24 protein-coding genes are annotated in these 24129 nt (G+C 63.3%); 11 read left to right on the top strand and 13 right to left on the bottom strand.

Annotation, left to right across the window (positions count from 1 at the left end):
- Positions 1-11: 11 nt before the first annotated feature.
- From K663_RS14415 to msrA, 3 genes are all read left to right on the top strand, one after another.
- Positions 12-1214 (top strand): pyridoxal phosphate-dependent aminotransferase, encoded by a 1203-nt coding sequence (locus K663_RS14415; RefSeq protein WP_062118976.1) that lies wholly within the window; start codon positions 12-14, stop codon positions 1212-1214.
- A 238-nt stretch (positions 1215-1452) separates the two neighbouring features.
- Entirely contained in the window at positions 1453-1626 is a 174-nt protein-coding gene (locus K663_RS24665) for a hypothetical protein (protein WP_201026641.1), read from the top strand.
- On the top strand, positions 1613-2284 hold the full coding sequence (gene msrA, locus K663_RS14405; protein WP_062118970.1) for a peptide-methionine (S)-S-oxide reductase MsrA: 672 nt from the start codon (positions 1613-1615) through the stop codon (positions 2282-2284). The genes K663_RS24665 and msrA overlap by 14 nt, the downstream gene beginning before the upstream one ends.
- Before the next feature lie 327 nt (positions 2285-2611).
- Here the strand turns inward: msrA and infC are convergent, their stop codons facing one another.
- The 8 genes from infC to ubiE form a co-directional block, all read right to left on the bottom strand.
- Positions 2612-3145, bottom strand: coding sequence for a translation initiation factor IF-3 (infC, locus tag K663_RS14400; RefSeq protein ID WP_037464624.1), 534 nt, complete (start codon positions 3143-3145; stop codon positions 2612-2614).
- A gap of 126 nt (positions 3146-3271) precedes the next feature.
- Positions 3272-5254: a threonine--tRNA ligase gene (thrS, locus tag K663_RS14395; protein WP_062118967.1), complete on the bottom strand. Its 1983-nt coding sequence runs from the start codon at positions 5252-5254 to the stop codon at positions 3272-3274.
- A gap of 154 nt (positions 5255-5408) precedes the next feature.
- Entirely contained in the window at positions 5409-5774 is a 366-nt protein-coding gene (locus K663_RS14390) for a DsrE/DsrF/DrsH-like family protein (protein ID WP_062118964.1), read from the bottom strand.
- A complete protein-coding gene (locus K663_RS14385; RefSeq protein WP_235589453.1) occupies positions 5762-6544 on the bottom strand; it encodes a HesA/MoeB/ThiF family protein in 783 nt (260 codons plus the stop codon). Before K663_RS14385 ends, K663_RS14390 begins: the two co-directional genes overlap by 13 nt.
- On the bottom strand, positions 6541-7005 hold the full coding sequence (gene dut, locus K663_RS14380) for a dUTP diphosphatase (RefSeq protein WP_062118961.1): 465 nt from the start codon (positions 7003-7005) through the stop codon (positions 6541-6543). Before dut ends, K663_RS14385 begins: the two co-directional genes overlap by 4 nt.
- Positions 6980-8227, bottom strand: a complete 1248-nt coding sequence (gene coaBC, locus K663_RS14375) for a bifunctional phosphopantothenoylcysteine decarboxylase/phosphopantothenate--cysteine ligase CoaBC (RefSeq protein ID WP_062118958.1) — start codon at positions 8225-8227, stop codon at positions 6980-6982. Before coaBC ends, dut begins: the two co-directional genes overlap by 26 nt.
- A complete protein-coding gene (gene ubiB / locus K663_RS14370) occupies positions 8224-9765 on the bottom strand; it encodes a 2-polyprenylphenol 6-hydroxylase (protein WP_062118955.1) in 1542 nt (513 codons plus the stop codon). The genes coaBC and ubiB overlap by 4 nt, the downstream gene beginning before the upstream one ends.
- Before the next feature lie 66 nt (positions 9766-9831).
- Positions 9832-10563, bottom strand: a complete 732-nt coding sequence (ubiE, locus tag K663_RS14365; protein ID WP_062118952.1) for a bifunctional demethylmenaquinone methyltransferase/2-methoxy-6-polyprenyl-1,4-benzoquinol methylase UbiE — start codon at positions 10561-10563, stop codon at positions 9832-9834.
- A 151-nt stretch (positions 10564-10714) separates the two neighbouring features.
- Between ubiE and mutM the strand changes: the two genes are divergently transcribed.
- The 4 genes from mutM (at position 10715) to K663_RS14345 (ending at position 14402) form a co-directional block, all read left to right on the top strand.
- Positions 10715-11527 carry a bifunctional DNA-formamidopyrimidine glycosylase/DNA-(apurinic or apyrimidinic site) lyase gene (mutM, locus tag K663_RS14360; RefSeq protein ID WP_062118949.1) on the top strand — a complete coding sequence of 271 codons (813 nt, stop codon included), beginning with the start codon at positions 10715-10717 and terminating at the stop codon, positions 11525-11527.
- 118 nt (positions 11528-11645) lie between these two features.
- On the top strand, positions 11646-11909 hold the full coding sequence (rpsT, locus tag K663_RS14355) for a 30S ribosomal protein S20 (RefSeq protein ID WP_037464636.1): 264 nt from the start codon (positions 11646-11648) through the stop codon (positions 11907-11909).
- A 435-nt stretch (positions 11910-12344) separates the two neighbouring features.
- On the top strand, positions 12345-13757 hold the full coding sequence (gene dnaA / locus K663_RS14350; protein WP_062118946.1) for a chromosomal replication initiator protein DnaA: 1413 nt from the start codon (positions 12345-12347) through the stop codon (positions 13755-13757).
- 39 nt (positions 13758-13796) lie between these two features.
- Positions 13797-14402 (top strand): peptidylprolyl isomerase, encoded by a 606-nt coding sequence (locus K663_RS14345; protein ID WP_062118943.1) that lies wholly within the window; start codon positions 13797-13799, stop codon positions 14400-14402.
- A gap of 80 nt (positions 14403-14482) precedes the next feature.
- On the opposite strand, the gene K663_RS14340 is transcribed toward K663_RS14345, so the two are convergent.
- From K663_RS14340 to secB, 4 genes are all read right to left on the bottom strand, one after another.
- Positions 14483-15130 (bottom strand): DUF4136 domain-containing protein, encoded by a 648-nt coding sequence (locus K663_RS14340; RefSeq protein WP_062118940.1) that lies wholly within the window; start codon positions 15128-15130, stop codon positions 14483-14485.
- Between the two features lie 176 nt (positions 15131-15306).
- Positions 15307-16311: a tryptophan--tRNA ligase gene (gene trpS / locus K663_RS14335; protein ID WP_062118936.1), complete on the bottom strand. Its 1005-nt coding sequence runs from the start codon at positions 16309-16311 to the stop codon at positions 15307-15309.
- 4 nt (positions 16312-16315) lie between these two features.
- On the bottom strand, positions 16316-17923 hold the full coding sequence (gene murJ, locus K663_RS14330) for a murein biosynthesis integral membrane protein MurJ (protein WP_062118933.1): 1608 nt from the start codon (positions 17921-17923) through the stop codon (positions 16316-16318).
- 114 nt (positions 17924-18037) lie between these two features.
- A complete protein-coding gene (gene secB / locus K663_RS14325; protein ID WP_062118931.1) occupies positions 18038-18541 on the bottom strand; it encodes a protein-export chaperone SecB in 504 nt (167 codons plus the stop codon).
- 185 nt (positions 18542-18726) lie between these two features.
- On the opposite strand from secB, the gene K663_RS14320 reads away from it, so the two are divergent.
- From K663_RS14320 to K663_RS14305, 4 genes are all read left to right on the top strand, one after another.
- On the top strand, positions 18727-19383 hold the full coding sequence (locus K663_RS14320; protein ID WP_062118928.1) for a Tim44/TimA family putative adaptor protein: 657 nt from the start codon (positions 18727-18729) through the stop codon (positions 19381-19383).
- Entirely contained in the window at positions 19380-20630 is a 1251-nt protein-coding gene (gene mltA / locus K663_RS14315; RefSeq protein WP_062118925.1) for a murein transglycosylase A, read from the top strand. Before K663_RS14320 ends, mltA begins: the two co-directional genes overlap by 4 nt.
- A gap of 12 nt (positions 20631-20642) precedes the next feature.
- Positions 20643-21176: a Smr/MutS family protein gene (locus K663_RS14310; RefSeq protein WP_062118921.1), complete on the top strand. Its 534-nt coding sequence runs from the start codon at positions 20643-20645 to the stop codon at positions 21174-21176.
- Between the two features lie 97 nt (positions 21177-21273).
- Entirely contained in the window at positions 21274-22950 is a 1677-nt protein-coding gene (locus K663_RS14305) for a putative bifunctional diguanylate cyclase/phosphodiesterase (protein ID WP_062118918.1), read from the top strand.
- Between the two features lie 3 nt (positions 22951-22953).
- Here the strand turns inward: K663_RS14305 and dapE are convergent, their stop codons facing one another.
- Positions 22954-24096, bottom strand: coding sequence for a succinyl-diaminopimelate desuccinylase (gene dapE / locus K663_RS14300; RefSeq protein WP_062118915.1), 1143 nt, complete (start codon positions 24094-24096; stop codon positions 22954-22956).
- Positions 24097-24129 lie beyond the last annotated feature (33 nt).

Below are 24129 nucleotides of genomic sequence, written 5' to 3'. Positions count from 1 at the left end.
AGAGTGTCACGATGAGCCAGACTTCCGCTGCCCTCGGCCGCATCCAGCCCTCCGCCACCCTGGCGATGAGCGCGCGCGTGAATGCCCTCAAAGCCGATGGCGTCGATGTTATTGGCCTGTCGGCGGGCGAGCCCGATTTCGACACCCCCGATTTCGTCAAGGAAGCTGGCATTGCCGCGATCCGCAAGAACCTGACCCGCTACACCGATGTGGACGGCACCGCTGAACTCAAGGATGCCGTTGCGTTCAAGTTCAACCGCGACAATGGCCTGACCTACAAGCGCAGCCAGATCAGCGTGAACTCCGGCGGCAAGCACACCTTGTTCAACGCGCTGGTCGCGACCGTCGATGTGGGCGATGAAGTCATCATTCCGGCCCCCTATTGGGTCAGCTATCCCGACATCGTGAACTTCGCGGGCGGCACGCCTGTCTTCGTCGAAGGCCCGGCGAGCCAGGGTTACAAGATCACCGCCGCGCAGCTTGACGCCGCGATCACGCCCAGGACCAAGTGGCTGATCCTGAACTCGCCGTCCAACCCTTCGGGCGCGGCCTATTCGGCGAGCGAGCTGAAGGAACTGGGCGAAGTGCTGCGCCGTCATCCGCATGTGTTGATCATGACCGACGACATGTATGAACATGTCTGGTACGCGCCGACCCCCTTCGCGACCATCGCGCAGGTTTGCCCGGACCTCTATGATCGGACCCTGACGGTGAACGGCTGTTCCAAGGCGTTTTCGATGACCGGCTGGCGCATCGGTTTCGCTGGTGGCCCGGAATGGATCATCAAGGCGATGGGCAAGCTGCAGTCGCAGTCTACCTCCAATCCCTGCTCGATCAGCCAGGCGGCGGCGGTTGCCGCGCTGACCGGCGATCAGGATTTCCTGGAAGAGCGCAACGCCGCCTTCAAGAAGCGCCGCGACATGGTCGTTTCGATGCTGAACGACGCGCCAGGCCTCGATTGCCCGACGCCCGAAGGCGCCTTCTACGTCTATCCCGACGCCAGCGGCGTGATGGGCAAGACCACGCCCAAGGGGCAGTTGATCGACAGCGATGAAAAGCTGATCGGCTACTTCCTGGATGAGGCTCGCGTCGCCGCGGTCCATGGCGCGGCCTTCGGTCTCTCGCCTGCTTTCCGCATCAGCTATGCGACGTCGGAAGAAGTGCTGGCCAAGGCGTGCAAGCGCATCCAGGAAGCCTGCGCCGCGCTGAAATAAGCGTGAAATTCTCGCCGTCGGAAGACGGGAGAACCGGGCATTAGGAGCGGGCGACGCCTGCCCGTTCCTTCTATCCTGTCAGAATCGGAAACGGATATTTTCCCGCACGCCGTCTTGTAGATGACCGTGGCGGTTTATATCCCGTTTCGATTCAAAACCTGATTTGACCTGTTAACACCGGGCTAAGCTACAAGCTGCTAATCGTCCCGCCTTGGTAAAGATGAAAAGGAACATGGCCATGTTGGCATTCCTGAAATCCGATCTGTTCCTGCGCTTTCTGGGCGGGTTTGTCGTGGGTGCGATCGGCGTCTTGGCTCTCCAGCCCAGCGCTCCTCCGGCGCTCACCACTCCCGCCATGGCCGCATCGTCCAGCATGAGTGCCTCTTCGGTGGCGGAAAATGCGCCGCTCTGACGGCATAGCTATGGCCATATTGGCGGCTCTAGCCGTCGCTGTTCCGGTGCGCGCCGAGCGTCCGGTGCATGCTCCTGTCCCCGCAATTGACGTGCCCGCTGGCGGTAAAAGCGAAACCGCTATTTTCGCGGGTGGCTGCTTCTGGGGCGTCGAAGGGGTTTTTTCCCATGTGAAGGGCGTGCGGCAGGTTGTGTCCGGCTTTGACGGTGGACCTGCTGGGCGCAAAGTCGATTATGAGCGGGTCAGCCGCGGCGATACCGGCTTTGCCGAAGCGGTGCGCGTGACCTACGATCCTAAACAGGTCAGCTATGCGACGCTGCTGCGCATCTTCTTTTCCGTGGTCGCCGATCCGACGACGCTCAATTATCAGGGGCCGGACCGTGGCACCCATTATCGCAGTGCGCTTTTTCCGTTGAACAAAGGGCAGGACAAGGCGGCGAGGGCTTATCTGGCGCAACTTGGCAAAGCGGGCCTGTGGCGCGATCCGATCGTGACGCGTGTCGAACGGTCGGGCGGCTTTCAGCTGGCCGACAGCTATCATCAGGATTTCATGAAGCGCAACCCGCGTCACCCTTATATCCAGCGTTGGGATGCACCCAAGCTCGCCGCGTTCAAGGCGATGTTTCCAGGGCTCTACAGTGCCAGGCCAGCGGCGTGAGCGGATAAGGAGATGGTCCGGTTTGCGGACAGCCCTCACCTGAACGCTGACATAAACTCCCGTCATGCCAGCGAAGGCTGGCATCTCAGGCGATGGCATGCACCGGTAAGGCTTGGCACGTATTTCCAGCCTATCTAGCCATGGCATGAGACCCCAGCCTTCGCTGGGGTGACAGTAGTGGGGATGGCCGTTTCCTAGCGATACACTGTGTCCGGCCCGATCGGTCGCTAGTGGTCGCTTCGCGCCATTCTGTGGCCCATGCACGAGAAAAACGGGCGGAGCCTGTCGCCAGACCCCGCCCGATTGCGTAGCCCTCGAGGGCTACGATTATTTTGGCGCCAGCACCATCAGCATCTGCCGGCCTTCCATGCGGGGGTAGGCTTCGACTTTCGCGATCTCGCCGACATTTTCGGCCACGCGCTGGAGAAGTTGCATGCCCAGCTGCTGGTGGGACAATTCGCGACCGCGGAAGCGCAGGGTGATCTTCACCTTGTCGCCATCGCCGATGAAGTCATGGACCTTCTTCATCTTCGTATCATAATCATGATCGTCGATGTTCGGACGCATCTTGATCTCTTTGAGTTCCTGCGTCTTCTGGGTCTTGCGGGCGATATTCGCCTTTTTCTGGGCTTCGTACTTGAACTTGCCGATGTCCAGGAATTTGCAAACCGGCGGATCAGCCGTTGGCGACACTTCGACCAGGTCCAGCCCGATCTCGTAAGCGCGCTCCATGGCTTCCTGCGTAAACATCACGCCCAGATTTTCGCCTTCGTCGTCGATCACGCGCACCTTGGGCACGGTGATGAACTCATTATAACGGGGACCGGACTTAGGCGGCGGCGCCATCGGGCGGCGCATCATTGGGGGACGTATAGCGGCTTCTCCTATGGTAATTACGAAAACGGCTCTGGCGGCCTTTAGCGCAAAGCCGAAAGGGGCGGCAAGTCCGCATCTGCGGAATTACCGGCCCCATGTGGCATCACTGCCTCATGGCATATCGGGCGCGCGGGCCTCTTTTGCAAGTCGCTCGATCACCTCATCAATCGAAAGGATGTTCTGCCCCTCCTTGCCCAATTCGCGCAGCGCGACCGTGCCCTCGTCAGCCTCGCGGCGTCCAACGACCAGCAAATTGGGCACTTTGGCAAGGCTATGCTCGCGCACCTTATAGTTGATCTTCTCGTTGCGCAGGTCGGTTTCCGCCCGGATTCCCGCTGCCCGCAACTTGTCGGCAACCGCCTGCGCATAGTCGTCCGCATCGGACACGATGGTCGCCACCACTGCCTGAACCGGGGCGAGCCACAGCGGGAACTTGCCTGCATAATGTTCGATCAGGATGCCGATGAAGCGCTCGTAGGAGCCGAAAATCGCTCTGTGAAGCATCACGGGCCGGTGGCGTTCGCCATCTTCGGCCACATAGGATGCGTCGAGTCGTTCCGGCAGAACGCGGTCGGACTGGATTGTGCCCACCTGCCATGTCCGCCCGATCGCGTCGGTCAGATGCCACTCCAGCTTGGGCGCGTAGAAGGCGCCTTCACCCGGCAGTTCTTCCCAACCATATTCGGGCGTATTGAGCCCAGCCGCCGCGACTGCGTTGCGCAGTTCTTCCTCGGCCATGTCCCACATTTCTTCCGTGCCGAACCGTTTTTCGGGACGCAGGGCCAGCTTGATCGAATAGGTGAAGCCGAAATCCTTGTAGATGCGGTCGGCCAGCGCACAGAAAGCGCGCACTTCCTCGACAATCTGGTCTTCGCGGCAGAAGATATGCGCGTCGTCCTGGGTGAACTGGCGCACACGCATCAGCCCGTGCAGCGCGCCATGCGGCTCGTTGCGATGGCAGCATCCATTTTCGTAGAAGCGCAGGGGCAGGTCGCGATAGCTCTTGATCCCCTGGCGGAAGATCAAGACATGCGCGGGGCAGTTCATGGGCTTGAGCGCCATCCAGTCGGCGTCATTCGACACCAGCGGCCCTTCATCCGCGACGTTCGGCACCTCATCGGGGATGACGAACATATTTTCGCGATATTTGCCCCAATGGCCGGACTGCTCCCACTGGCGCGCGTCCATCACCTGCGGGGTTTTGACCTCGCGATAGCCTGCTGCGTCGATCGCGCGACGCATATAGGCTTCCAGCTCGCGCCAGATCAGATAGCCCTTGGGATGCCAGAAGACCGACCCATGCGCTTCCTGCTGAAGGTGGAACAGGTCCATCTCCGCGCCCAGCTTGCGATGGTCGCGCTTGCCCGCTTCCTCCAGCTTGTGGAGATGCGCCTCAAGCTGCTTCTTGTTCAGCCAGCCGGTGCCATAAACGCGGCTGAGCATCGCATTCTTCTGATCGCCGCGCCAATAGGCGCCCGACACGCGGGTGAGCTTGAACGCGGCGGGATCCAGCCTGCCAGTCGAAGCAAGGTGCGGACCCCGGCACATGTCCAGCCACTCATCGCCCGACCAGTAAACTGTCAGTTCCTCGCCTTCGGGAAGCTCGGCCGCCCATTCGGCCTTGAACGTCTCGCCCTCGGCTTTCCAGCGCGCGATCAGGTCTTCGCGCTTCCACACCTCGCGGCGCAGCGGCTTGTTGGCGGCGATGATCTCGCGCATCTTCGCCTCGATCGCGGGCAGATCCTCCTCGGTGAAAGGCCGGTCCTTCGGCGCGAAATCATAGTAGAAGCCGTCGTCCGTCGAGGGGCCAAAAGTGATCTGCGTGCCGGGAAACAGCGCCTGCACCGCTTCGGCCAGCACATGGGCAAAATCATGCCGCGCCAGTTCCAGTGCGTCCGTCTCGTCCCGTGATGTCACCAGCGCCAGATGCGAATCCTGCTCCAGCGGACGCATGATGTCGCGCAGTTCGCCGTCCACCCGTGCGGCGATGGCCGCCTTCGCCAGGCCCGGCCCGATCGCTGCCGCAATATCCGCCGGGGTAGTGCCGGGCGCGACTTCACGCACGGAACCATCGGGCAGGGTGATCTTGAGCATGACGGACAAGGGTGGGATCTTTCTGTGAGTTTGGAGCGAGGGCAGCGCAAAAAGTCGCGCTTTCCCCATAAATGGGCCGCCCGGCCTGTCAATAGAAGGGCTGATGCCGAGCAGGCCAGCGATGACATGCAAAGCTGCGTCTCCCTTCGCCTTGTCAGGCGAAGATCAGCCGCGCCTCGTCGTTGGTGTCCTGGAGGAATGAGATAGGGCCGCTTACCGTAACGCCCTGAGGAAGGTCCTGCTCGGCAAGCCCGTGCAACGCCATTCCGCTCTGGCAGGCGAGGATGGCCACGTCCAACGCCTGCGCTTCCGCGATAAGCTGGCCGAGCGTCGGCAAACCCGCCGAGCGATGTGTTGCATCTCTGGGGGCTCCGGCGGAAGGGGCGAGTAACGCCACACCATCCAGTTGCAGAAAAAGGCTCGCGGTCCCGCCCAGCGCCGCCTGTGCACTCGCCAGCACCAGCGCGCCGCGCAGCCGCTCCGCATCGGCCGTCGCGACGATGATCCTCAGTTCGCGCATAGCTCAGCGGCGCAGGCCTTGCAGCCGGGGTCCTTGGCGACGCTCACCGTGCGGAAGCGCATGGAAAGCAGGTCGGCGAGTAGCAGCTTGCCCGCCATATCAGCGCCGAAGGGAACGAGCGCGCGGATGACTTCCAGCGCCGCCAGGCTACCCATCGCCCCGGTCAGGGCCCCGATCACACCTGTCTCCGCGCAGTTGCGCTCCGGCGCGTCCTGCGGGTCGCCTACCAGGCAACGATAGCAGGGCTGGTCGCTTTCCCAGCCGCGATAGGTGGCCAGTTGTCCTTCGAAGGATCCCACCGCCGCCGACACCAGTGGGATGCGCAGCCTTTGCGCGCAGTCGGCCACTGCGAGCCGCGTGGCGAAACTGTCGCACCCGTCCAACACGACATCGGCGTCGCGCAGCATCAGCGCAGCATTGTCTGAACCGATACGCGCGTTGATCGGGATCAGCTTCACATCGGGATTGAGCCGTGCCACCGCGGTCATGGCGCGTTCGGCTTTGGCTGCGCCGATGTCACTCGTGCCGAACATAATTTGCCGCTGCAAATTGGTTAGGGCGACATGATCGTCATCGATAACGCGGATCGTGCCCACGCCCGCCGCCGCGAGATAAAGGATCGCCGGGCTGCCGATCCCGCCCGCGCCGATTACCGCGACGTCCGCTGACAGCAGCCGCGCCTGACCGGCGCCGCCTATCTCCTTGAGGACGATGTGCCGCGCATAGCGCTCAAGCTGCTCGTCGGAGAGTGTCAGCGGCGCAGGGTTCATGAGGATGCCACTCCGGTCGAACCGAAACCTCCTGAACCCCGTAACGTCTCATCCAGTTCCTCGACCTCGGCAAAGCGGGCCATCTGGACGGGAGCCGCCACCAGCTGCGCGATCCGGTCCCCCCGCGCGATGACGAAGGGTTCGTTGCCCAGATTGATGAGGATGACCTTCAATTCCCCCCGGTAATCCGCATCGATCGTGCCGGGCGTGTTGGGCAGGCTGATCCCATGCTTCAGCGCGAGGCCCGATCGCGGTCGTACCTGCACCTCATAGCCGTCTGGAATGGCCATGGCGAAGCCGGTCGCTACCGCATGGCGGCCGCCCGGAACGATGATCACATCTTCCGCCGAAACCACATCCATCCCCGCAGCATGCGCGGTCGCATAGGCGGGCAAGGGCAGCCCCTCGCCATGGGGAAGGCGTTTCAGGCGGATTTCAATCGGATGCAGGGGAGAGGGCATGAGCGACCTTTTCGATGATGCGGTGGGCGACGCCGTCCTTGGGCAGATGCTCCCAGCTTTCGACGCCATTCGCCGTGACGATGTGCACGCTGTTGCTGTCGCCGCCCATTACGTCACCCGATACGTCATTGGCGATGATCCAGTCAGCGCCCTTGCGCGCCAGCTTTGCCTGCGCATGTTCGGCGACCTTTTCGGTCTCGGCGGCGAAACCGATCAGCAGGGCAGGGCGCTGGCCATGTTTTCCAAGCGTCGCCAGAATGTCGGGATTTTCCACCAGCGGCAAAGGCGCAGGCTTGCCTGACCCATCCTTTTTCAGCTTTTGTCCCGAAGCATCTGCGGTTCGCCAGTCCGCGACCGCCGCGACCATGATGGCGGCATCGGCAGGCAGCGCCGCTTCTACCGCCGCCATCATCTCCCGCGCAGTTTCCACATCCACGCGGTCGACTGCCGCCGGGGTCGGCAGGTGCACCGGCCCGGCGACCAGAGTCACGCGCGCGCCCGCCCGCGCCGCCGCCGCTGCAATGGCGAAGCCTTGCTTGCCGGAAGATCGGTTGGCGATGTAGCGGACCGGATCGATCGGCTCATGCGTGGGACCGGCGGTGACGAGGATGTGACGGCCCTTCAGGGGCAGTTCCGCTGTCTCGAAATCGGGCTGTCCGGCCAGTGGGTCCTGTGCGCCCGGACGCGCCAGCATCCGCTCCACTTCCGCGGCGATCGCCTCGGGCTCGGGCAGGCGGCCTTGGCCATATTCGCCGCAGGCCATCTCGCCGCTGTCCGGCTCCATGACATGAATGCCGTCGGCACGCAGGCGCTCCAGGTTCCGCTGCGTCGCCCGATGGTGCCACATGCGCACGTTCATGGCTGGCACGGCCAGCACCGGCTTGTCGGTCGCCAGCAGCAGCGTTGTCGCCAGATCATCGGCGATGCCGTTCGCCATCTTCGCCAGGATGTTCGCCGTAGCAGGCGCGACCACCACAAGATCCGCCTGGCGGCTCAGCTGGATATGCCCGATCTCCCGCTCTTCCTTGAGGTCGAACATGTCGCCGTAGACATGATCTTCGGTCAGCACGCCAAGGGACAAGGGCGTTACGAAATTGGCTGCGCTTTCAGTGAGCACGGCGCGCACCGCAATGCCGCGCTTCTTGAGCAGCCGCACCAGTTCGAGCGATTTATAGGCAGCGATGCCGCCGGAGACGATCAGGAGGATGCGGCGCTCAGTCATAGCTGTAGATGTAGCAGGGCCGTAACGATCGCTCCAGCCACCGCAGCAAAGCCTGCAACAGCGGCGTAGCGCCAGCCACCGCCAACGCGGATCAGCTTCACCTCGGTCAACGGCGGCGGCGGCGGTGCGCCGCCCTTCTCGGGGAACGCTTCTTCGATCCGCCGGATCAGCCCCGGCAATCGCTGGAGTGTGCGCCAGTTTTCGATCAGCGCATCAGCCGCCTTGGCCTCCGGGCCGAGTTCCGAGCGCAGCCATTCCTTTACATAGGGGCCGCTCGTTTCCCACAGGTTGATGTCAGGGTCGAGCGCGGTCGCGACCCCCTCCACCATGACCATCGTCTTTTGCAGCAGCAGCAAATGCGGCTGGGTCTGCATGTCGAAATCGCGGGTGATGGCGAACAGTCCGTCCAGCATGCCGCCGACCGACAGCTCGCGCACCGGCTTGCCCCGCATGGGCTCGCCCACGGCGCGTAGCGCGGTCGCGAACTCCTCTACATTATGATGGCCGGGCACATATTGAGCCTCGAAATGGATTTCGGCCACGCGCCTGTAGTTGCCGGTGATAAGGCCATAGAGGATTTCCGCCAGCCACATCCGCGCGCGCCGGTCGATCCGGCCCATGATGCCGAAATCGATCGCGACGATATCGCCATTGGCGGTGACGAACAGGTTACCCTGATGCATGTCGGCATGGAAGAAGCCCTCGGCAATCGCCTGGCGCAGGAAGGCGTTGACCAGCCGGGCTGCGATATCCTTGATGTCATGGCCTGCGGCGATGAGCGCGTCGCGATCGGAAATCTTGATCCCGTCGATCCACTCCATCGTCATGACCTTGCCGGTCGTGCGATCCCAATCGATCTCGGGCACGCGGTAGCCCGGCAGAGCCTCCATCGCTTCCGCCAGTTCAGAGGCGGATGCGGCTTCGCGCCGCAGGTCCAGCTCGCGCGCCGTCCAGCGCTTCAAATTGGCGATTACCAGCCGCGGCCGCAACCGCGCGGCCTCACTCCCCAGCATCTCGATATGCGCGGCCGCCCATTCATAGGTCTGGATGTCGCGGTTGAACTGATCGGTCACGCCGGGACGAATCACTTTAACCGCGACGTCGCGGCCTTCCCTGGTGATGGCTCGATGCACCTGCGCAATGGAGGCAGCGCCGACGGGGATTTCATCGAAACGGCTGTACATGCTTTCCAGCGGCCGCCCGAAACTCTGCTCGATCTGTGCCCGCACCGTCGCGAAGGGGACTGGTGGCAGGGCATCTTGCAAACGCAGCAGATCGTTCGCCGCCTGATCCCCCACCAGATCCGGCCGCGTCGCCAGCGTTTGCCCCAGCTTGATCGCTGCTGGACCAATCGCCTGAAACGCATCGGCATAGCGGGGCTGGCTGGGCACGCGCGCGCCCACCCGCGCCACCCGCACCAGCCGCCGGACCGGCGCCGGCGTCAACGGGTCGCGCTCGATACCCGTCAGCGCGCCATGCCGCGCGAGCGTCCGGCCCCATTTCAGCAGCCGCCAGATATGCGTCAGATGGGAAGCCATCCTAGTTCAGCCCCTCCCGTCCGGGGGAGTGATCGGGATCGGCGCGGTTGCCTGTGCGCGCCACGCTCACACTTTCCAGCCAGAGTGAATCGCGACCAATCCGCCCAGGATGGGTTCGACCTTGGTCTGTGCAAATCCGGCTTCGCGGATCATCTGTTCGAACTCCGGCATTGGCGGGAACCGCCTGATCGATTCGATCAGGTAACGATAGCTTTCTTCATCATTGGCCAGCAGCTTGCCGAGCTTTGGCACCAGCCGATGCGAATAGACGTCATAGATGTCCGAAAAACCCGGCCAGGTGGTCGTGGAAAATTCCAGGCAGAAAAACCGCCCACCAAATTTCAGTACGCGATGCGCCTCGCGTAGCGCTTCGTCGATCCGCGTCACATTGCGAATGCCGAAGGCGATGGTGTAGGCGTCGAAGCTGCGGTCCTTGAAACTCAGCTCCTCGGCATTCTGTTCGGACCAGATCAGTCCTTCCAGCCCTTTTTTCTTTGCCCGTTCGACGCCAACGGCCAGCATTTCGGGATTGATGTCCGCAACGGTGATCGCCGCGCCATGCTTTGCCAGACGGAAGGCGATGTCACCGGTGCCGCCCGCCATGTCCAGGATCGCTTCATCCTTGCGTGGTTTGACACGGCTGACAAACTGGTCCTTCCACAGCCGGTGCGCGCCTACCGACATGGCGTCGTTCATCAGGTCGTATTTGGACGCGACATTGGAAAAGACGGCGCGAACCATCCCCTGCTTTTCAGAAGCATCCACATCGCGATAGCCGAAAGAAGCAGTGTCGTTCATGGCCGAGCCTCCTAGAGCATTTGCATGTCCCGAGGAAACACCCCAGATCGGCGAAAATGTTCAGCCAGGCTTTCCAATTATCCATTCCTTCGTTTCGAGTCTGGCCAGGAGCCAATATGGCGAGCCCAATCCATGCCCCAGGATGATCTGAATGCCTGAATTGCCGGAAGTCGAAACCACGGTCGCGGGGCTGCGTTCAGTCCTGGAAGGCGCGGTTCTCACGCGCGTGGAAGCCCGCCGCGCCGACCTGCGCTTTCCCATACCGGTCGATCTGCGCCAGCGGTTGACGGGTGCGACTGTCACCTCCCTTTCCCGCCGGGCCAAATATGGGCTTATCGACACCGATCGCGGTGACACGCTGATCTTTCATCTTGGCATGTCCGGCCGCTGGCGGATCGATCCGGCGGAGATTGGCGCGCACGATCACCTGCTGATCGAAACGGACGGCGGGCGTCTGCTCTCGCTCAACGATCCGCGTCGTTTCGGCTCGCTTGATCTGGTGCGCAGCGACGCATGGCAGGATCATGGCCCCTTCACGCGCATGGGCCCTGAACCACTGGGCCAGGATTTTTCCGCCGCCTATCTGGCAGCCGCACTCCACGGCAAGGCAAGCTCGATCAAGGCGGCGCTGCTCGATCAGCGCGTGGTCGCGGGCCTTGGCAATATCTATGTCTGCGAAGCGTTGAACATGGCCGGAATTTCGCCGGTGCGGGAAGCCGGGCGGATCGGCCGCAGCCGTCTTGCGCTACTGGTTGAATCGATTCGGGAAGTTTTGACGGCGGCTATCGCGGCGGGAGGGTCAACCCTGCGCGACTATGCGCGGCCCGATGGAGAGCTTGGCTATTTTTCCAAGCAGTGGCGGGTCTATGGCAGGGAAGGGGAAAGCTGCGCATGCGGCGCGCTGATCCGGCGTCGCGTGGATGGAGGCAGGTCCACCTTCTACTGCCCCAAATGCCAGAAATAGCGCGCGCGCGACCGTTGACGCTCGGGCTTATCCCCTGTAAGGGCCGCACCTTCACGAGGACTGGAAGGCGATTCCTACCGGTCCTTTTCACGAGATTTGACGAGACCGAGGACTTTAAATGGCCAATACGCCGCAAGCCAAGAAGCGCATCCGCCGCAACGAACGCCGTGCCGAAATCAACGGCGCCCGCATCAGCCGGATCCGCACCCTGGTGAAGAAGGTCGAAAGCGCTCTCGCCGCTGGCGACAAGGCGGCTGCGGCTGCGGCTCTCCAGACGGTCCAGCCGGAACTGGCGCGTGGCGTTGCGCGCGGCGTCGTGCACAAGAATACTGCGGCTCGCAAGTTTGGCCGTCTGACGAAGCGGGTCAGCGCGCTCGCCTGAGCCGCTCCACTCGATCGTCAATAAAGGTTTGAAGGCCCGTCCCGCTCTGCGGGGCGGGTTTTTTCATATTTCCGTCACGCAGCCGTAACGGCCATTGGCGGTTTTCCGCGATTCTCCGGCGATTCGGGGTAAGGAGAGCGGATCGGCAATTGTTACAACTATCTGAATTTAAAAGATAATATTGCCGTATCCCCATTTCCCCCGGTTTTCCGCGTCAACGTCTTTATTTCACATTTTTGACCGGGCATGCCCTTGATCCGGCGAAGATTGCCTGTCTATTTTCAACTCTCTGATCGCCACTCGAATCGAGTCTCGGTGATCGTCATTGGGTTGTTCGGCACAGTTACACTGGGAAAGCTTTCGCTTTTCCAAGCGGTTATCTGCGTCTGATAGCTCCTGTCCGTCAGGGGCACAGTTGATGGGGGTCGACTGTTTATGAAGGGTTTAACCGCAGTGTCAGGCAGTTCGAGCGTTCAGGCGTCGCATGACCATGCGCGCCTCGACACCGCGTGGGATGCTATTCGTACCGGACTTCGCCGCGACATCGGGCCGCGCATGTTCGACCAATGGCTCAAGGCTGGGCAACTGGGCGACTATTGTGCCGAATCGCAGACGCTCGATCTTTTGTTTGCGTCTGATTTCACGGCCAATTTCGTGTCCGGGCATTTCGGCGATCGTCTGCGCATGGCGTGGCGCTGTGCCGGTGTCGGTGTCCGCGAAGTGCGGCTGCGTCGTGCCCCCAATGCCGTGGGCCCGCGTCTACTCGAAGTCGCCCCGGCCTTGGAAGCCGTGTCTGCCGACCCCATCCTTCCCGAAGGCGTCACCGCCTGCAATTTCCAGCCGCGCCACAGCTTCGCCGATTTCGTCACCGGCGACTCCAACCATCTCGCCTTTTCCGCGGCGGAAGCGATGGCCGGCGAAGCCCAGCCGCGTTACAGCCCGCTGTTCATTCATGGCAGCACCGGGCAGGGCAAGACGCACCTGCTTCATGCCATTGCTCAGCACTTTTCCGCCCATTCCCCCAACGCGCCCGTGCTATACATGTCGGCCGAACGGTTCATGATGGAATTTGTGAACGCGATGCGCGCGAACGAAACCATGATGTTCAAGGCGCGCCTGCGCGCGGCGCGGCTACTGCTGATCGATGATATCCAGTTCATCGCCGGCAAGGGTTCGACGCAGGAGGAATTTCTCCACACGATCAACGATCTCATCGATTCAGGCGCGCGCATCGTCGTCACCGCCGACCGTGCACCGCAACAGCTTGATTCGATCGACGCCAGGATTCTCTCGCGTCTTGCGGGCGGTCTGGTGGCGGACATCCGCCCGGCGGACCTTGACCTGCGCCTCGCCATATTGGAGGCCAAGCGCGCCATTGCCGGTGATCCGCCCGTTCCTGACGCCGTCATCGATTTCCTCGCCCGTTCCATCCGCTCGAACATTCGGGAACTGGAGGGCGCTTTCAATAAGTTGATCGCTTACGGTCAGTTGACCGGGCGCTCAGTCGATCTGGAATTTGCCCAAACCATGCTTGCCGATGCCGTGCGCGCAAATGCGCGCCGCATCACCGTGGATGAGATCCAGAAGGTCTGCGCTGCCCATTACAAGATCGACGCGTCCGAAATGCGATCCAAGCGCCGGGCCCGCGCAGTAGCCCGGCCGCGTCAGGTCGCCATGTACCTCGCCAAGAAGATGACGCCGCGTTCCTTGCCGGAAATCGGGCGCATCTTCGGCGGCCGCGATCACAGCACGGTGATCCACGCGGTCCGCACGATCGAGGAACTGCGCCAGACCAATGCGGACATTGACGCCGACATCCGCGCCTTGCTGCGCCAGCTGGAAAACTGACGCTGACAAAAGGGCCGTCGGGGGTTTAGGGTGAAAGCCATGATCCGGCATGTCGCCCTGCTGCTCGCCGCTCTCCTTACTCTCGCCCCTGCGGCTGCGCAGCCGCCTTCCGCGCCGCCTTCAGAGGATGTGCGTGTCGCACTGGATACGGGCGCGGGACGGATCGTGGTGGCGGTTCATGCGGCGAAGGCGCCCGTCACGGCACGCAACTTCCTGCGCTATGTCGATCAAAAGAGGCTGGACGGCGCCGGCTTCTATCGCGGCGTCGGTTCGGCCGATTACGGCTTCGTCCAGGGTGGCACGCAAAATGCTCCGGCGCGTGTCCTGCCCCCGATCGTTCATGAACCGACCACGCAGACCGGCCTCACGCATGACGATGGCGCGCTCTCCATGGCCCGCTACGCGCCGGGAAGCGCGACCGGTGACTTCTTCATCGTGCTTGGCAAGATGCCCGGCATGGACGCGCACCCCGAGGCTGCGGGTGATAATCAGGGTTTTGCCGTGTTCGCCCATGTGGTGGAGGGCATGGATGTCCTGCGCGCCATTTTGGCCGCGCCCAAGTCTCCCACTGCCGGGGAGGGCGTGATGAAGGGACAAATGCTGGAAAAGCCCGTGCCTATTCTGACAGCCCGCCGCCTTCCCTGATCCAGGCCAAATAAAAGCCCGGCGATAAAGACCGCCGGGCCAATGGGGCATGACTGCTGCCCCGTCCTGTCAGCGATGGATCAGCCCTTCTTTTCGGGTGGCAGGGTGATCTTCACATCTTCGCCATTCTGTCCGGGAAAGCCAGTGAACATGGCGTCGATCAGGTTTGGCACCAGATAAGTCAGCCGGTTCGACAATGACTGGGCGCTGGCCTTGCCTTCGAACAGCCGCCGGTTGTCGGCAGCCCGATCGATCTTCATGCTGAGATCGCTGGTGTACACGGTATAGCTGCTGACGTCGCTATAGCCCGGACCGAACAGCCAGGGATCATAGAAGCCATAGCCCCACGGACGGCCCCAGCGACCGTGCCAGCCCCAGCCGCCATAGAAATAAGGATTGGCGGCTCCAAACCCTGTGGAGCGAACCTTCTCCCGCCCATTATCCACATTGTAGGCGACGCGCACGATAAGGTCTGCCCCGGCCGGGTCCGCCGCAGGGACATAGCCGGTCTGCGCCAGCCGCTGCCCCACCATCTGCGCATATTGGGAGAATTCCAGACCACCGGCCAGACGCGGATCGTCAGCGACGATGGTGAAGCTTTGCCCGGCAGGTGCGGGCAATTGCTGGAAGCGGGCGACGTCCGCCTTGAATGGCGTCGCGCAGCCAGACAGGGCCACAAGAGCCAGAGCTGGCGCCGCGATCAGGCCGATCTTCTTGAAAGAGTTCATTGTTCTGCGTCCTGTAGGTGGTAAGCCTGTCGCAACCTTGCGCTCCGCCGTAGCAGAACGCAACTGAACATCATTTGAACGCTCAATCGGGGCAGGCGAGCGCAAATCACGTCCGGCTATCCCTAGGACGGCGCGGCCATCACCTTTCCGTCAGGCGATTGCCCGACCGTGCAGCTTCAACGCATCAGGCCCATGGCATCATAGGCCGCCCGCAACGTCGGTTCGGCCGCTGCGGAAGCCTTTGCCGCACCCTTTTCCAAAATGGCGTCGAGCGCGGCATCATCGGTGCGCAGTTCCATGAAGCGGGTGCGCATCGGCCGCATCACTTCCACCAGCAATTCGCCCAGCGCAGGCTTGAACGCGCCAAAGCCCTTGCCCGCAAACTCCGCGCATACTGCGTCGGGGGTGGTCCCCGCCAGCGTTGCGTAGATGCCGACCAGATTGTTCGCCTCCGGGCGTCCGGCCAGGCCGACGGCCGTTTCCGGCAGCGGTTCGGGATCGGTTTTGGCCTTACGGACCTTCTGCATGATCGCGTCATCATCGTCGGTAAGGTTGATGCGGCTCATGTCGGAAGGGTCGGACTTCGACATTTTCGCCGTGCCATCGCGGAGCGACATGATGCGAGCGGATTCCTTTGGGATGGTCGGATCTGGCACGGTGAACAGATCGACCCCGAAATCGGTATTGAACTTGGTGGCGATGTCGCGCGCCAGTTCCAGATGCTGTTTCTGATCCTCACCCACCGGCACATGGGTGGCATTGTAGACGAGGATGTCGGCGGCTTGCAGCACCGGGTAGACGAACAGGCCAACCGATGCGCCTTCACGGTCCTTGCCGGCCTTGTCCTTGAACTGCGTCATGCGGTTCAGCCAGCCGATGCGGGCGGTGCCGCTGAGCAACCAGCATAGCTCCGCATGGGCGGGGACGCGCGCCTGGTTGAACAGGACGGACCGGTCCGGGTCGATCCCTGCGGCGACCAATGCGGCGGCCATGTCGCGCACGTTGCGGATGCGCTGCTCGCGGTTTTCATGCACGGTGATCGAATGCATGTCCGCCAGGAAGAAGAAGCACTGGCTATCTGCATCCATCTCGTCCTGCATCCGCACCCAGTTGCGGATCGCGCCCAGATAATTGCCCAGGTGCAGATTGCCGGTCGGCTGGATGCCGGAAAGGACGCGCATTTTTCTATCCGTTCTCTTGGGTTGTGGTCGAACCCCGTCGGCGCATCAGCGCCTTCAGGTCGGACAGCCGGTAGGCGCCCGTGATGAAGCAGGCCACCCCGTAAAGGGCGATCCCCGCGCCGACAAGCATGGCGAGCGCGATATAACGCTGGATCATCGCACCGCCCAGCCATGGCTCAAGCAGGCCTTCCCCGGCAATAAGGGCGCCGCCCATCGCCAGCGCCGCCAGCGCAAGGCGGGGCAGCCGCCTGCGCAGCTGCGCATCGGCGGCGAAATGGCCCCGCTTGACCAGCGTGGAATAGAGCATCGCCACATTGATGGTGGCGGCAAGTGCGGTCGCTAGCGGCGGGGCGACATGTCCCAGTCCCTCACGAGCGAGCAGGGGGATCAACGTCACATTGCCGATGATGTTGATGAGGACCGACAGCATCGCGTAGCGCACCGGCGTTTTCGTGTCGCCACGGGCATAATAGCCCGGCGTCAGCACCTTCACGAGGACATAGGCCGGCAGCCCGATGGAAAAGGCCGACAAGGCCCAGCCGCATCGGCGCGCATCCTCCACCGTGAAGAGGCCATATTGGAACAGGCCGCGCACGATCGGTTCGGCCACCGTGATGAAGGCGATGGTTGCGGGAAGGGTGAGGAACAGCGCCAGTTCGATGCCCCGGTTCTGCGTTTCCATCGCCACCTGCTCCTGCCCCGTCGATAGCAAGCGCGAGATGGTGGGCAACAGGATCGTGCCGAGGCCGATGCCGATCAGCCCCAGGGGCAGCTGGTTCAGCCGGTCGGCATAATAGATATAGGTGATTGAGCCTGACGCGAGCAGCCAGCCGGAGAGCGCAGTCGAGACCAGCAGGTTGATCTGCGCCGCGCCAGCGCCCGCCGCTGCGGGCACGATCAGCCGCAGCAACTCGCGCACATCGGTGTCGAACCGCGGCCGCTTGAGCTTCATGGATACCCCCGCGCGGCGGCATGCCCATATCAGCCAGAGCAGTTGCAGCGCGCCGCCGACCGTGACCGAAATCGCCTGCACGCGCGCGGTTTCATATTCATCCGCGCCGTGGAACAGCCACAGCCCGGCGATCATCGCCAGGTTGAGCAGGATCGGCGCTGCCGCATTCACCCAGAATTTGTCGAGCGAATTCAGTATGCCGCCCAGCAGCGACGCCAGGCTGATCAGCGCCAGATAGGGCAGGGTGATGCGGGACAGCAGCACGGCGAAGGCGAATTGGTCAGGCGTCGGGTTCTGGCGTGAAAAGCCGCCCGACAGCAGCCATGTGATCGGCCATGCGGCAGCGATCAGGACGATGGTGAAAAGAATGAGGACCGGCAGAAGGACCGCCAGCGCACGCTCGGCGAAATGATAGCCTTCGGCGATGCCGCCCGGACCCGCCGCCTTGCGGTTGAACATCGGGATGAAGGCGGCGGAAAACGCCCCCTCGGCAAAAAGGGCGCGGAACATGTTGGGCAGCCGGAACGCCACGCCGTTGAAAGCGTCGGACGCAAAGCCCGCGCCGACATAACGGGCAGCCAGCGAATCCCGCACCAGCGCTAGGATGCGGCTGGCAAGCGTCAGTCCGCCGACCGAGCCAAGCGCCTTGACGAGTTTCATCGCCTTACTGTCTCCCCCATTCGTCCAGGCGCGGCCCGGGGCGCGCGGCCCGGATGTTCACACGAACCGGGCGGCTCATGCGAACAGTCCGAACGGAGAACGGGTCCATCAGGCTCAGGCGTGACCGGCCGGTTCGCCCGCGGTCTGCGCGATCGCCTGCGCCTGCTGTTCGTAGAGGCCGCCGAAATCGATGGGGTCGAGTAGCAGCGGCGGGAAGCCGCCGTCGCGGATCGCGTCAGCCAGCACGCGGCGCGCGAAGGGGAAGATGAGGCGGGGCGCTTCAGCCAGCATGAACGGCTGGAGCTGTTCATCGGGCACGTTGCGCATGCCGAAGATCGCGGCATAGAGCAGTTCGACCGCAAAGGCCGTGCCCTGCGGCGCCGTCGCCTTCACTTCGATCTTCAGCGAAACCTCGACAACCTCGTCGCCAACCTTGTCCGCGCCGATGTTGAACTGGACATCGATCTGCGGCTGATCGGGCCACTGGTACACGGCCGGCGCGTTCGGGTTTTCGAAGGACAGATCCTTCACATACTGGCTGATAAGCGCGATCTGCGGAGCGGTGTCCGCGCCGTTGCCCGAATTGGATGTCTGCATGGTGTCGGCTTCGTCGGCCATTTGTGCTTCCTGATTTCCCTTTGGATCCGTCGGCGACGCGCCCCCGGACAATGGCCCGTGCGCTTAGCAGGGGCCGCAGGGCAGGGCAATGGCGGCAGCTGAAAGCGGCCATTTGAATTTGGGGGAAACATGCCTATGTTGGCTGCGTTGTTCTCTTCGATCTAGACCAAAGGGTGCCTGGCCCCGTGTATGTAATTGTCATCCTCGCCCTGATAGCCGGTTTTCTGGCGCTGCGGCTCTATTCCGTTCTTGGCAAGCGGACGGGGCATGAGCAGGAGCCTGCCCTGCGCCCGGCGGAGGATCGGGCCAAGGTAACGGTGCTTCAGCCTCGCCCTGTGACCGACATGCCCGGTGATTCGGTTCGTTTGGCCGATGGCCTTATCGCGTCCGGCGGCGAGGCGGGTGTTCGCGCGCTGATTGCGGCCGATCGCAGCTTCGATGTGCCGCAGTTCGTCGAAGGCGCGAAGGCGGCCTATAAAATGGTGCTTGAAGCCTTCTGGCGTGGCGATCGGGCGGAACTTGAATGGCTGTGCGACGCCGATGTGCTGGCTTCCTTCGAGGAATCGATCGCTCAGCGCGAAGCGGCTGGCCATGTCCTGGACAATCGCCTTGTGCGTATTGAAAAGGCGCAGATCGTCGATGCCAGCGTCAATGGCCGGATCGCTGAGGTATCCCTGCGGTTTGAAGCAGATATCGCCGCCGTAACGCGCGATCACGACGGCAATGTGGTCGCCGGCTCGTTGACCGATGCGGTTGGCACCAACGATATCTGGACCTTTACCCGCGATCTGCGCAGTACCGATCCCAACTGGAAGCTGAGCGAAACCGACGAGGCTGCATGAGCCTGCGTCAGTCGGGTGGCGCGCTTCTCGCCGCGCTGCTGCTGTCGGCATGTGCGGGCGGCGTGATTCCACCCGGAGCGCCCGGCGCTCCGCCGCAGCGTCCCTCGCGCGGTGACGAAACGGCAGTTCGCCCGCTTCCGGCGACCCCACGACCGGCACTCCCGGTAGCGCCACCTCCGGCAGTCAGCGAAACTGGAACGGCGCTTGCCGCGGGCGTCACCCGTGGTCCCGACATCGCCAGCCTCATCCCGGCCGGAGAGCGTGCGCGCAAGGCACTGGAAGCCTTCCGCATTTCCTGCCCGTCATTGATGCGGCGCACCGACCAGAGCGGCCTGACGCGCGGATCGGACTGGAACAGCGCCTGCGCCGCAGCGTCGAGTTGGCCCGACGCCAACGCCAGCGAATTCTTCTCACGCCATTTCGAAGCGGTGCAGGTAGGGCCGGGGACAGCTTTCGTTACTGGCTATTATGAACCGGAAATCGCCGGATCCCGAACGCGTCGGGCTGGATATGAGGTGCCGATTTATCGCCGTCCGCCCGACCTGATCGATGTCAATCTTGGCCTGTTCAGCGACAGCCTTGAAGGCAGGACGATACGCGGCAAGGTGCAGGGCAGCAACTTCGTGCCCTATGAGGAACGGGCGCAGATTGGGGCGGGCTCCCTGGCTGGCCGGGGTCTGGAGATCGCCTGGGCTGCGGACCCGGTGGAATTCTTCTTTCTTCAGGTGCAGGGCAGCGGACGCCTGCTCCTGCCCGATGGCGGCGTCATGCGGATCGGCTATGACGGGCAGAATGGCCGCGACTATACCGGCATCGGCAAGCTGATGAAGGATCGCGGACTGATCCAGGCCGGATCGATGCAGGACATCATGGCGTGGCTGCGCGCGAACCCTGTCGAGGGCGCGCAGATCATGGATGAAAACAAGAGTTTCGTGTTTTTTCGGGAGCTGACCGGCGCGGGGCCGCTGGGCGCGCTGGGGGTGCCGGTGACGCCGGAGGCGACGGTGGCCGCCGACCCCAAATATGTGCCGCTGGGCGCGCCCGTGCTGCTCTCGCTCGACCGGGCAGAGCCCAATGGCGTCTGGATCGCGCAGGATACGGGCGGCGCCATCAAGGGGGCGAATCGGTTTGACAGCTTCTGGGGCGCAGGCAGCCGCGCCCGGACGATCGCCGGGGGCATGTCGGCCCGGGGCAGCGCCCTCATCCTGCTGCCCGTCGGATCGGCGGCGCGGCTTGTGGGTCAGTGAGCGCGCCAGTCGATGGCGCGACGTCATCTTTCGCCTGAGGAGAAGGCGCTTTGGGGCGCGCTTACCCGATCGGTCCGGCCGCTGCGGCCCGGATCGCGTTCCATCGACATGCCGGTCGTGCCCGCCGTTGCGGTGACTGACCCAGGGTTAACGCCCGTTCCGCCTCAGCGCGCCATGCCAGCGCCCGCGCGCGCGCCATCCGCGACGCTCGATTCCAGTTGGGAACGCCGAGTCCGTAGCGGCACGCTGACGCCGGATATGTCGATCGACCTGCATGGACACAGCCTTGCAGCCGCACATGCGCGGTTGAACCAGGCGCTTTCGGGAGCGCTTGCCCGTGACCTGCGCGTCCTGCTGATCGTTACCGGGAAGCCGCCGAAATCCGGCGGTCTGGGGCGGGATTCACGCCGTGGCGCGATCCGTGGAGAGATCGGCCACTGGCTGGAAACCAGCCCCTATGCCGACCGCATCGCGAGCGTCCGGCTGGCCCATCCGCGCCATGGCGGCGAAGGCGCTATCTACGTCATATTGCGGCGCAAAAAATAGCCGCTGGACGGCCGCACACTGACCTTTTCTTAACCAGCGCCCTTCATATCCTCCAGATCGGCGGTTCATATCGAGCTGCTCTCGGGGCGGGAGTCACATGCAGGGCGTGACATTGAAAAGCCGCGCCACTGCCTTCGCCTGCGCCGCGGGGGCGCTGGTGTTCACCCTGTCCCTCGTGCTGGGACAGGGGCAGGCGACCGACATTGTCGGCATCGGCCGTTCGCTGATCATCGCCATCCTGTGCGGCACGATGAGCTGGGCGTCCGCGCGCCGGACCGTCGCCACCACCGCCGACGCCATCGACACCGCGACGGAGCGGTTGATCGCGGCGGCGCATGGCGACCTGCAATCGCCTGTCTCCACTCAGATCGCCGCCGAACTTCCCGACCTGTCCGTGGCGATGACCAGCCTGTTCAGCCAGGTGCGCACCAATCTGGATCATGTGCAGGCGCTGGCGCTGTTCGACCAGGTGACCGGCCTTGCCAACCGAACCAGCTTTTGTCGTCAGGTCGAAAGGCTGCTGGCCGAGCGGACGGACGAGCGCGCCGCCGCGCTGTTCTTTATTGATCTCGATGGCTTCAAGGGCGTCAACGACACGCTGGGCCATGCCGCAGGCGATCAGTTGTTGGCGCGCGTCGCGGGCCGTCTGCGCGAAGTGGTGATGGCGCAGGTCAGCGCGGGCCTGAGCGATGCCGTGCTGGGCCGTCTGGCGGGTGATGAATTCACGATGTTCTTCCCCGACCTGCCCGGACGGGAAGCGGCGAGTCGTATCGCCCGCGCAATCCAGTTCGCCCTCAGCGAACGTTTCGACCTTGGCAGCCAGCATGTCGAATTGGGCGCTTCGGTCGGCATCGCCTGTTATCCCGACCATGGCGACACGCTGTCCGCCCTGCTGCGATCTGCCGACATCGCCATGTATCATGCCAAGCATCAGGGCCGTAACCGTGCGGAGATGTTCACCGCCGAGTTGGCGTTGGAGGCCGCCGACCGCGCAGAGCTGGAGCGCGACCTGTTGCTCGCCCTGCAACGCGATGAATTCATCCTGGAGTTCCAGCCACAGGTAGAGGCGATCAGTGGCCGGGTGGTCACCGCCGAAGCCCTGATCCGCTGGGCGCATCCTGAGCGTGATCTGGTCATGCCCGGTTTCTTCGTGCCTGTAGCGGAGGAAAGCGGCGCGATCGTCGCGCTTGGCGACTGGGTGATGAGCCGCGTGTGCGAAACCGCCGCGCGCTGGGCGAAGGCGGACATCGGGCAGCGCATTGCCGTCAACATCTCGTCACGCGAATTGTCGCAGGCGGATTTCTTCCTGCGGCTGCGGCACGCCATGGCATCGTATCAGACGCCCCCGCACATGCTGGAGCTGGAAATTTCCGAATCGCTGGCGATGGAAATGGACGTTCGCGTCCTGGGGCAACTCCGTGCGCTGCGTAAGGAAGGGGTGCGGATCGCCATCGACGATTTCGGGACCGGCTATTCCAATCTCTCGCGCCTGAAGGAGTTGCCGATCGATCGGGTCAAGATCGACCGCAGCCTGGTGCGCGACATCGCCATTTCAGCCGAAGCGCGGACCATCTGCAGCGCCGTTGTGGGCCTGATCCAGGGGCTGGGCATGGAAGTGGTGGTGGAAGGCGTCGAATCGGAAGCGCAGATGGACATGCTGCGCGTCATCGGCTGCACGCTGTTCCAGGGCTATCACTTCGCCCGGCCGACCGGCGAAGAGGATTATCTGGCGCGGTTCGCTACGCCCCGGCAGGACCAGCGGCGTACCGTCTGATCTTCAGCCGCCCAGCGCGCGGCGAACCACGAGCGCATATATGCGCGTCAGTTCCTGAAGATCCTGGACGGCAACCGCTTCATCCAGCTTGTGCATCGTCGCATTATTGAGGCCGAATTCCACCACGGCGCAAAGGCGTGAAAGGAAACGGGCATCGGATGTTCCGCCAGTGGTGGACAGTTCAGCTTCCACCCCGGTTACTTCGCGGATCGCCCCGGCGACCAGATCGGACAGGGCGCCCGGCTCGGTCAGGAAAGGCTCGCCGCTGATCTTCGCCGTCACAATGCCGCCTTCCGCCGCTGCGATCGCGCTGATCCGCTCGATCAGCTCCGCTCCGCTATGCAGGTCGTTGAAACGTATGGAGATGCGCGCATTCGCTGCCGCCGGGATCACGTTGGTCGCGGGGTTGCCGACGTCGAGGTCGGTGATTTCGATATTGCTCGGCTGGAACCAGTCGTTGCCCTGGTCGAGCACAAGCGCGTCGATGGCGGCAAGGATGCGGACGAGGCGGGGGATCGGATTGTCGGCCAGATGCGGATAGGCGACATGGCCTTGCGCGCCGTCAACCCTGATCCACATGTTGACCGACCCGCGTCGGCCGATCTTGATGACGTCGCCCAACCTTTGCGACGATGTCGGCTCACCCACCAGGCAAAGGTCCGGGCGCAGGCCATGGGCCGCCATCCGATCCATCAGCGCCAGCGTGCCATAGACCGCCGGGCCTTCTTCATCGCCGGTGATGATGAGGCTGATCGTGCCCGGTAAATCTTCCGAAATGCCACCAAGCGCCGCGACGAAGGCGGCGATCGAACCCTTCATGTCGACCGCGCCCCGGCCATAGAGCAGGTCGCCCCGCAGTTCCGGCGTGAAAGGGTCGCTTGTCCAGCCATTGCCCGGTGGCACCACGTCCAGATGCCCGGCAAAGGCGAAATGCGGGCCCGCGCCCGTCGTCCGCCAGGCCAGCAGATTTTCGACCGGCCCGTCGGGTGCTTCCCCCACGACAAAGCGATCGACGGTGAATCCAAGCGGAGCCAGCATCGCCTCCAGAACGGCGAAGACCTCGCCCCGCGCCGGCGTGACCGAAGGGCAGGCGATCAGCCTGCTTGCGATGTCCACTACGTCGGCATTGGTGCTGGTCATGCTCATGGCGCTGCGTTAGCGAAAGCCGAGCGCCTTTGC

It is taken from the genome of Sphingobium sp. MI1205, from assembly GCF_001563285.1.
GTDB lineage: Bacteria > Pseudomonadota > Alphaproteobacteria > Sphingomonadales > Sphingomonadaceae > Sphingobium.
The sequence above is the reverse complement of the archived record's forward strand: the minus strand, read 5'-3'. Positions and strand labels throughout refer to the sequence as shown.

Bases quoted from the DNA above. Each gene is read 5' to 3' on its own strand.
- K663_RS14415 (WP_062118976.1), top strand. From the start codon at position 12: ATGAGCCAGACTTCCGCTGCCCTCGGCCGCATCCAGCCCTCCGCCACC.
- K663_RS24665 (WP_201026641.1), top strand. From the start codon at position 1,453: ATGTTGGCATTCCTGAAATCCGATCTGTTCCTGCGCTTTCTGGGCGGG.
- msrA (WP_062118970.1), top strand. From the start codon at position 1,613: ATGCGCCGCTCTGACGGCATAGCTATGGCCATATTGGCGGCTCTAGCC.
- infC (WP_037464624.1), bottom strand. From the start codon at position 3,145: ATGATGCGCCGCCCGATGGCGCCGCCGCCTAAGTCCGGTCCCCGTTAT.
- thrS (WP_062118967.1), bottom strand. From the start codon at position 5,254: ATGCTCAAGATCACCCTGCCCGATGGTTCCGTGCGTGAAGTCGCGCCC.
- K663_RS14390 (WP_062118964.1), bottom strand. From the start codon at position 5,774: ATGCGCGAACTGAGGATCATCGTCGCGACGGCCGATGCGGAGCGGCTG.
- K663_RS14385 (WP_235589453.1), bottom strand. From the start codon at position 6,544: ATGAACCCTGCGCCGCTGACACTCTCCGACGAGCAGCTTGAGCGCTAT.
- dut (WP_062118961.1), bottom strand. From the start codon at position 7,005: ATGCCCTCTCCCCTGCATCCGATTGAAATCCGCCTGAAACGCCTTCCC.
- coaBC (WP_062118958.1), bottom strand. From the start codon at position 8,227: ATGACTGAGCGCCGCATCCTCCTGATCGTCTCCGGCGGCATCGCTGCC.
- ubiB (WP_062118955.1), bottom strand. From the start codon at position 9,765: ATGGCTTCCCATCTGACGCATATCTGGCGGCTGCTGAAATGGGGCCGG.
- ubiE (WP_062118952.1), bottom strand. From the start codon at position 10,563: ATGAACGACACTGCTTCTTTCGGCTATCGCGATGTGGATGCTTCTGAA.
- mutM (WP_062118949.1), top strand. From the start codon at position 10,715: ATGCCTGAATTGCCGGAAGTCGAAACCACGGTCGCGGGGCTGCGTTCA.
- rpsT (WP_037464636.1), top strand. From the start codon at position 11,646: ATGGCCAATACGCCGCAAGCCAAGAAGCGCATCCGCCGCAACGAACGC.
- dnaA (WP_062118946.1), top strand. From the start codon at position 12,345: ATGAAGGGTTTAACCGCAGTGTCAGGCAGTTCGAGCGTTCAGGCGTCG.
- K663_RS14345 (WP_062118943.1), top strand. From the start codon at position 13,797: ATGATCCGGCATGTCGCCCTGCTGCTCGCCGCTCTCCTTACTCTCGCC.
- K663_RS14340 (WP_062118940.1), bottom strand. From the start codon at position 15,130: ATGAACTCTTTCAAGAAGATCGGCCTGATCGCGGCGCCAGCTCTGGCT.
- trpS (WP_062118936.1), bottom strand. From the start codon at position 16,311: ATGCGCGTCCTTTCCGGCATCCAGCCGACCGGCAATCTGCACCTGGGC.
- murJ (WP_062118933.1), bottom strand. From the start codon at position 17,923: ATGAAACTCGTCAAGGCGCTTGGCTCGGTCGGCGGACTGACGCTTGCC.
- secB (WP_062118931.1), bottom strand. From the start codon at position 18,541: ATGGCCGACGAAGCCGACACCATGCAGACATCCAATTCGGGCAACGGC.
- mltA (WP_062118925.1), top strand. From the start codon at position 19,380: ATGAGCCTGCGTCAGTCGGGTGGCGCGCTTCTCGCCGCGCTGCTGCTG.
- K663_RS14310 (WP_062118921.1), top strand. From the start codon at position 20,643: ATGGCGCGACGTCATCTTTCGCCTGAGGAGAAGGCGCTTTGGGGCGCG.
- K663_RS14305 (WP_062118918.1), top strand. From the start codon at position 21,274: ATGCAGGGCGTGACATTGAAAAGCCGCGCCACTGCCTTCGCCTGCGCC.
- dapE (WP_062118915.1), bottom strand. From the start codon at position 24,096: ATGAGCATGACCAGCACCAATGCCGACGTAGTGGACATCGCAAGCAGG.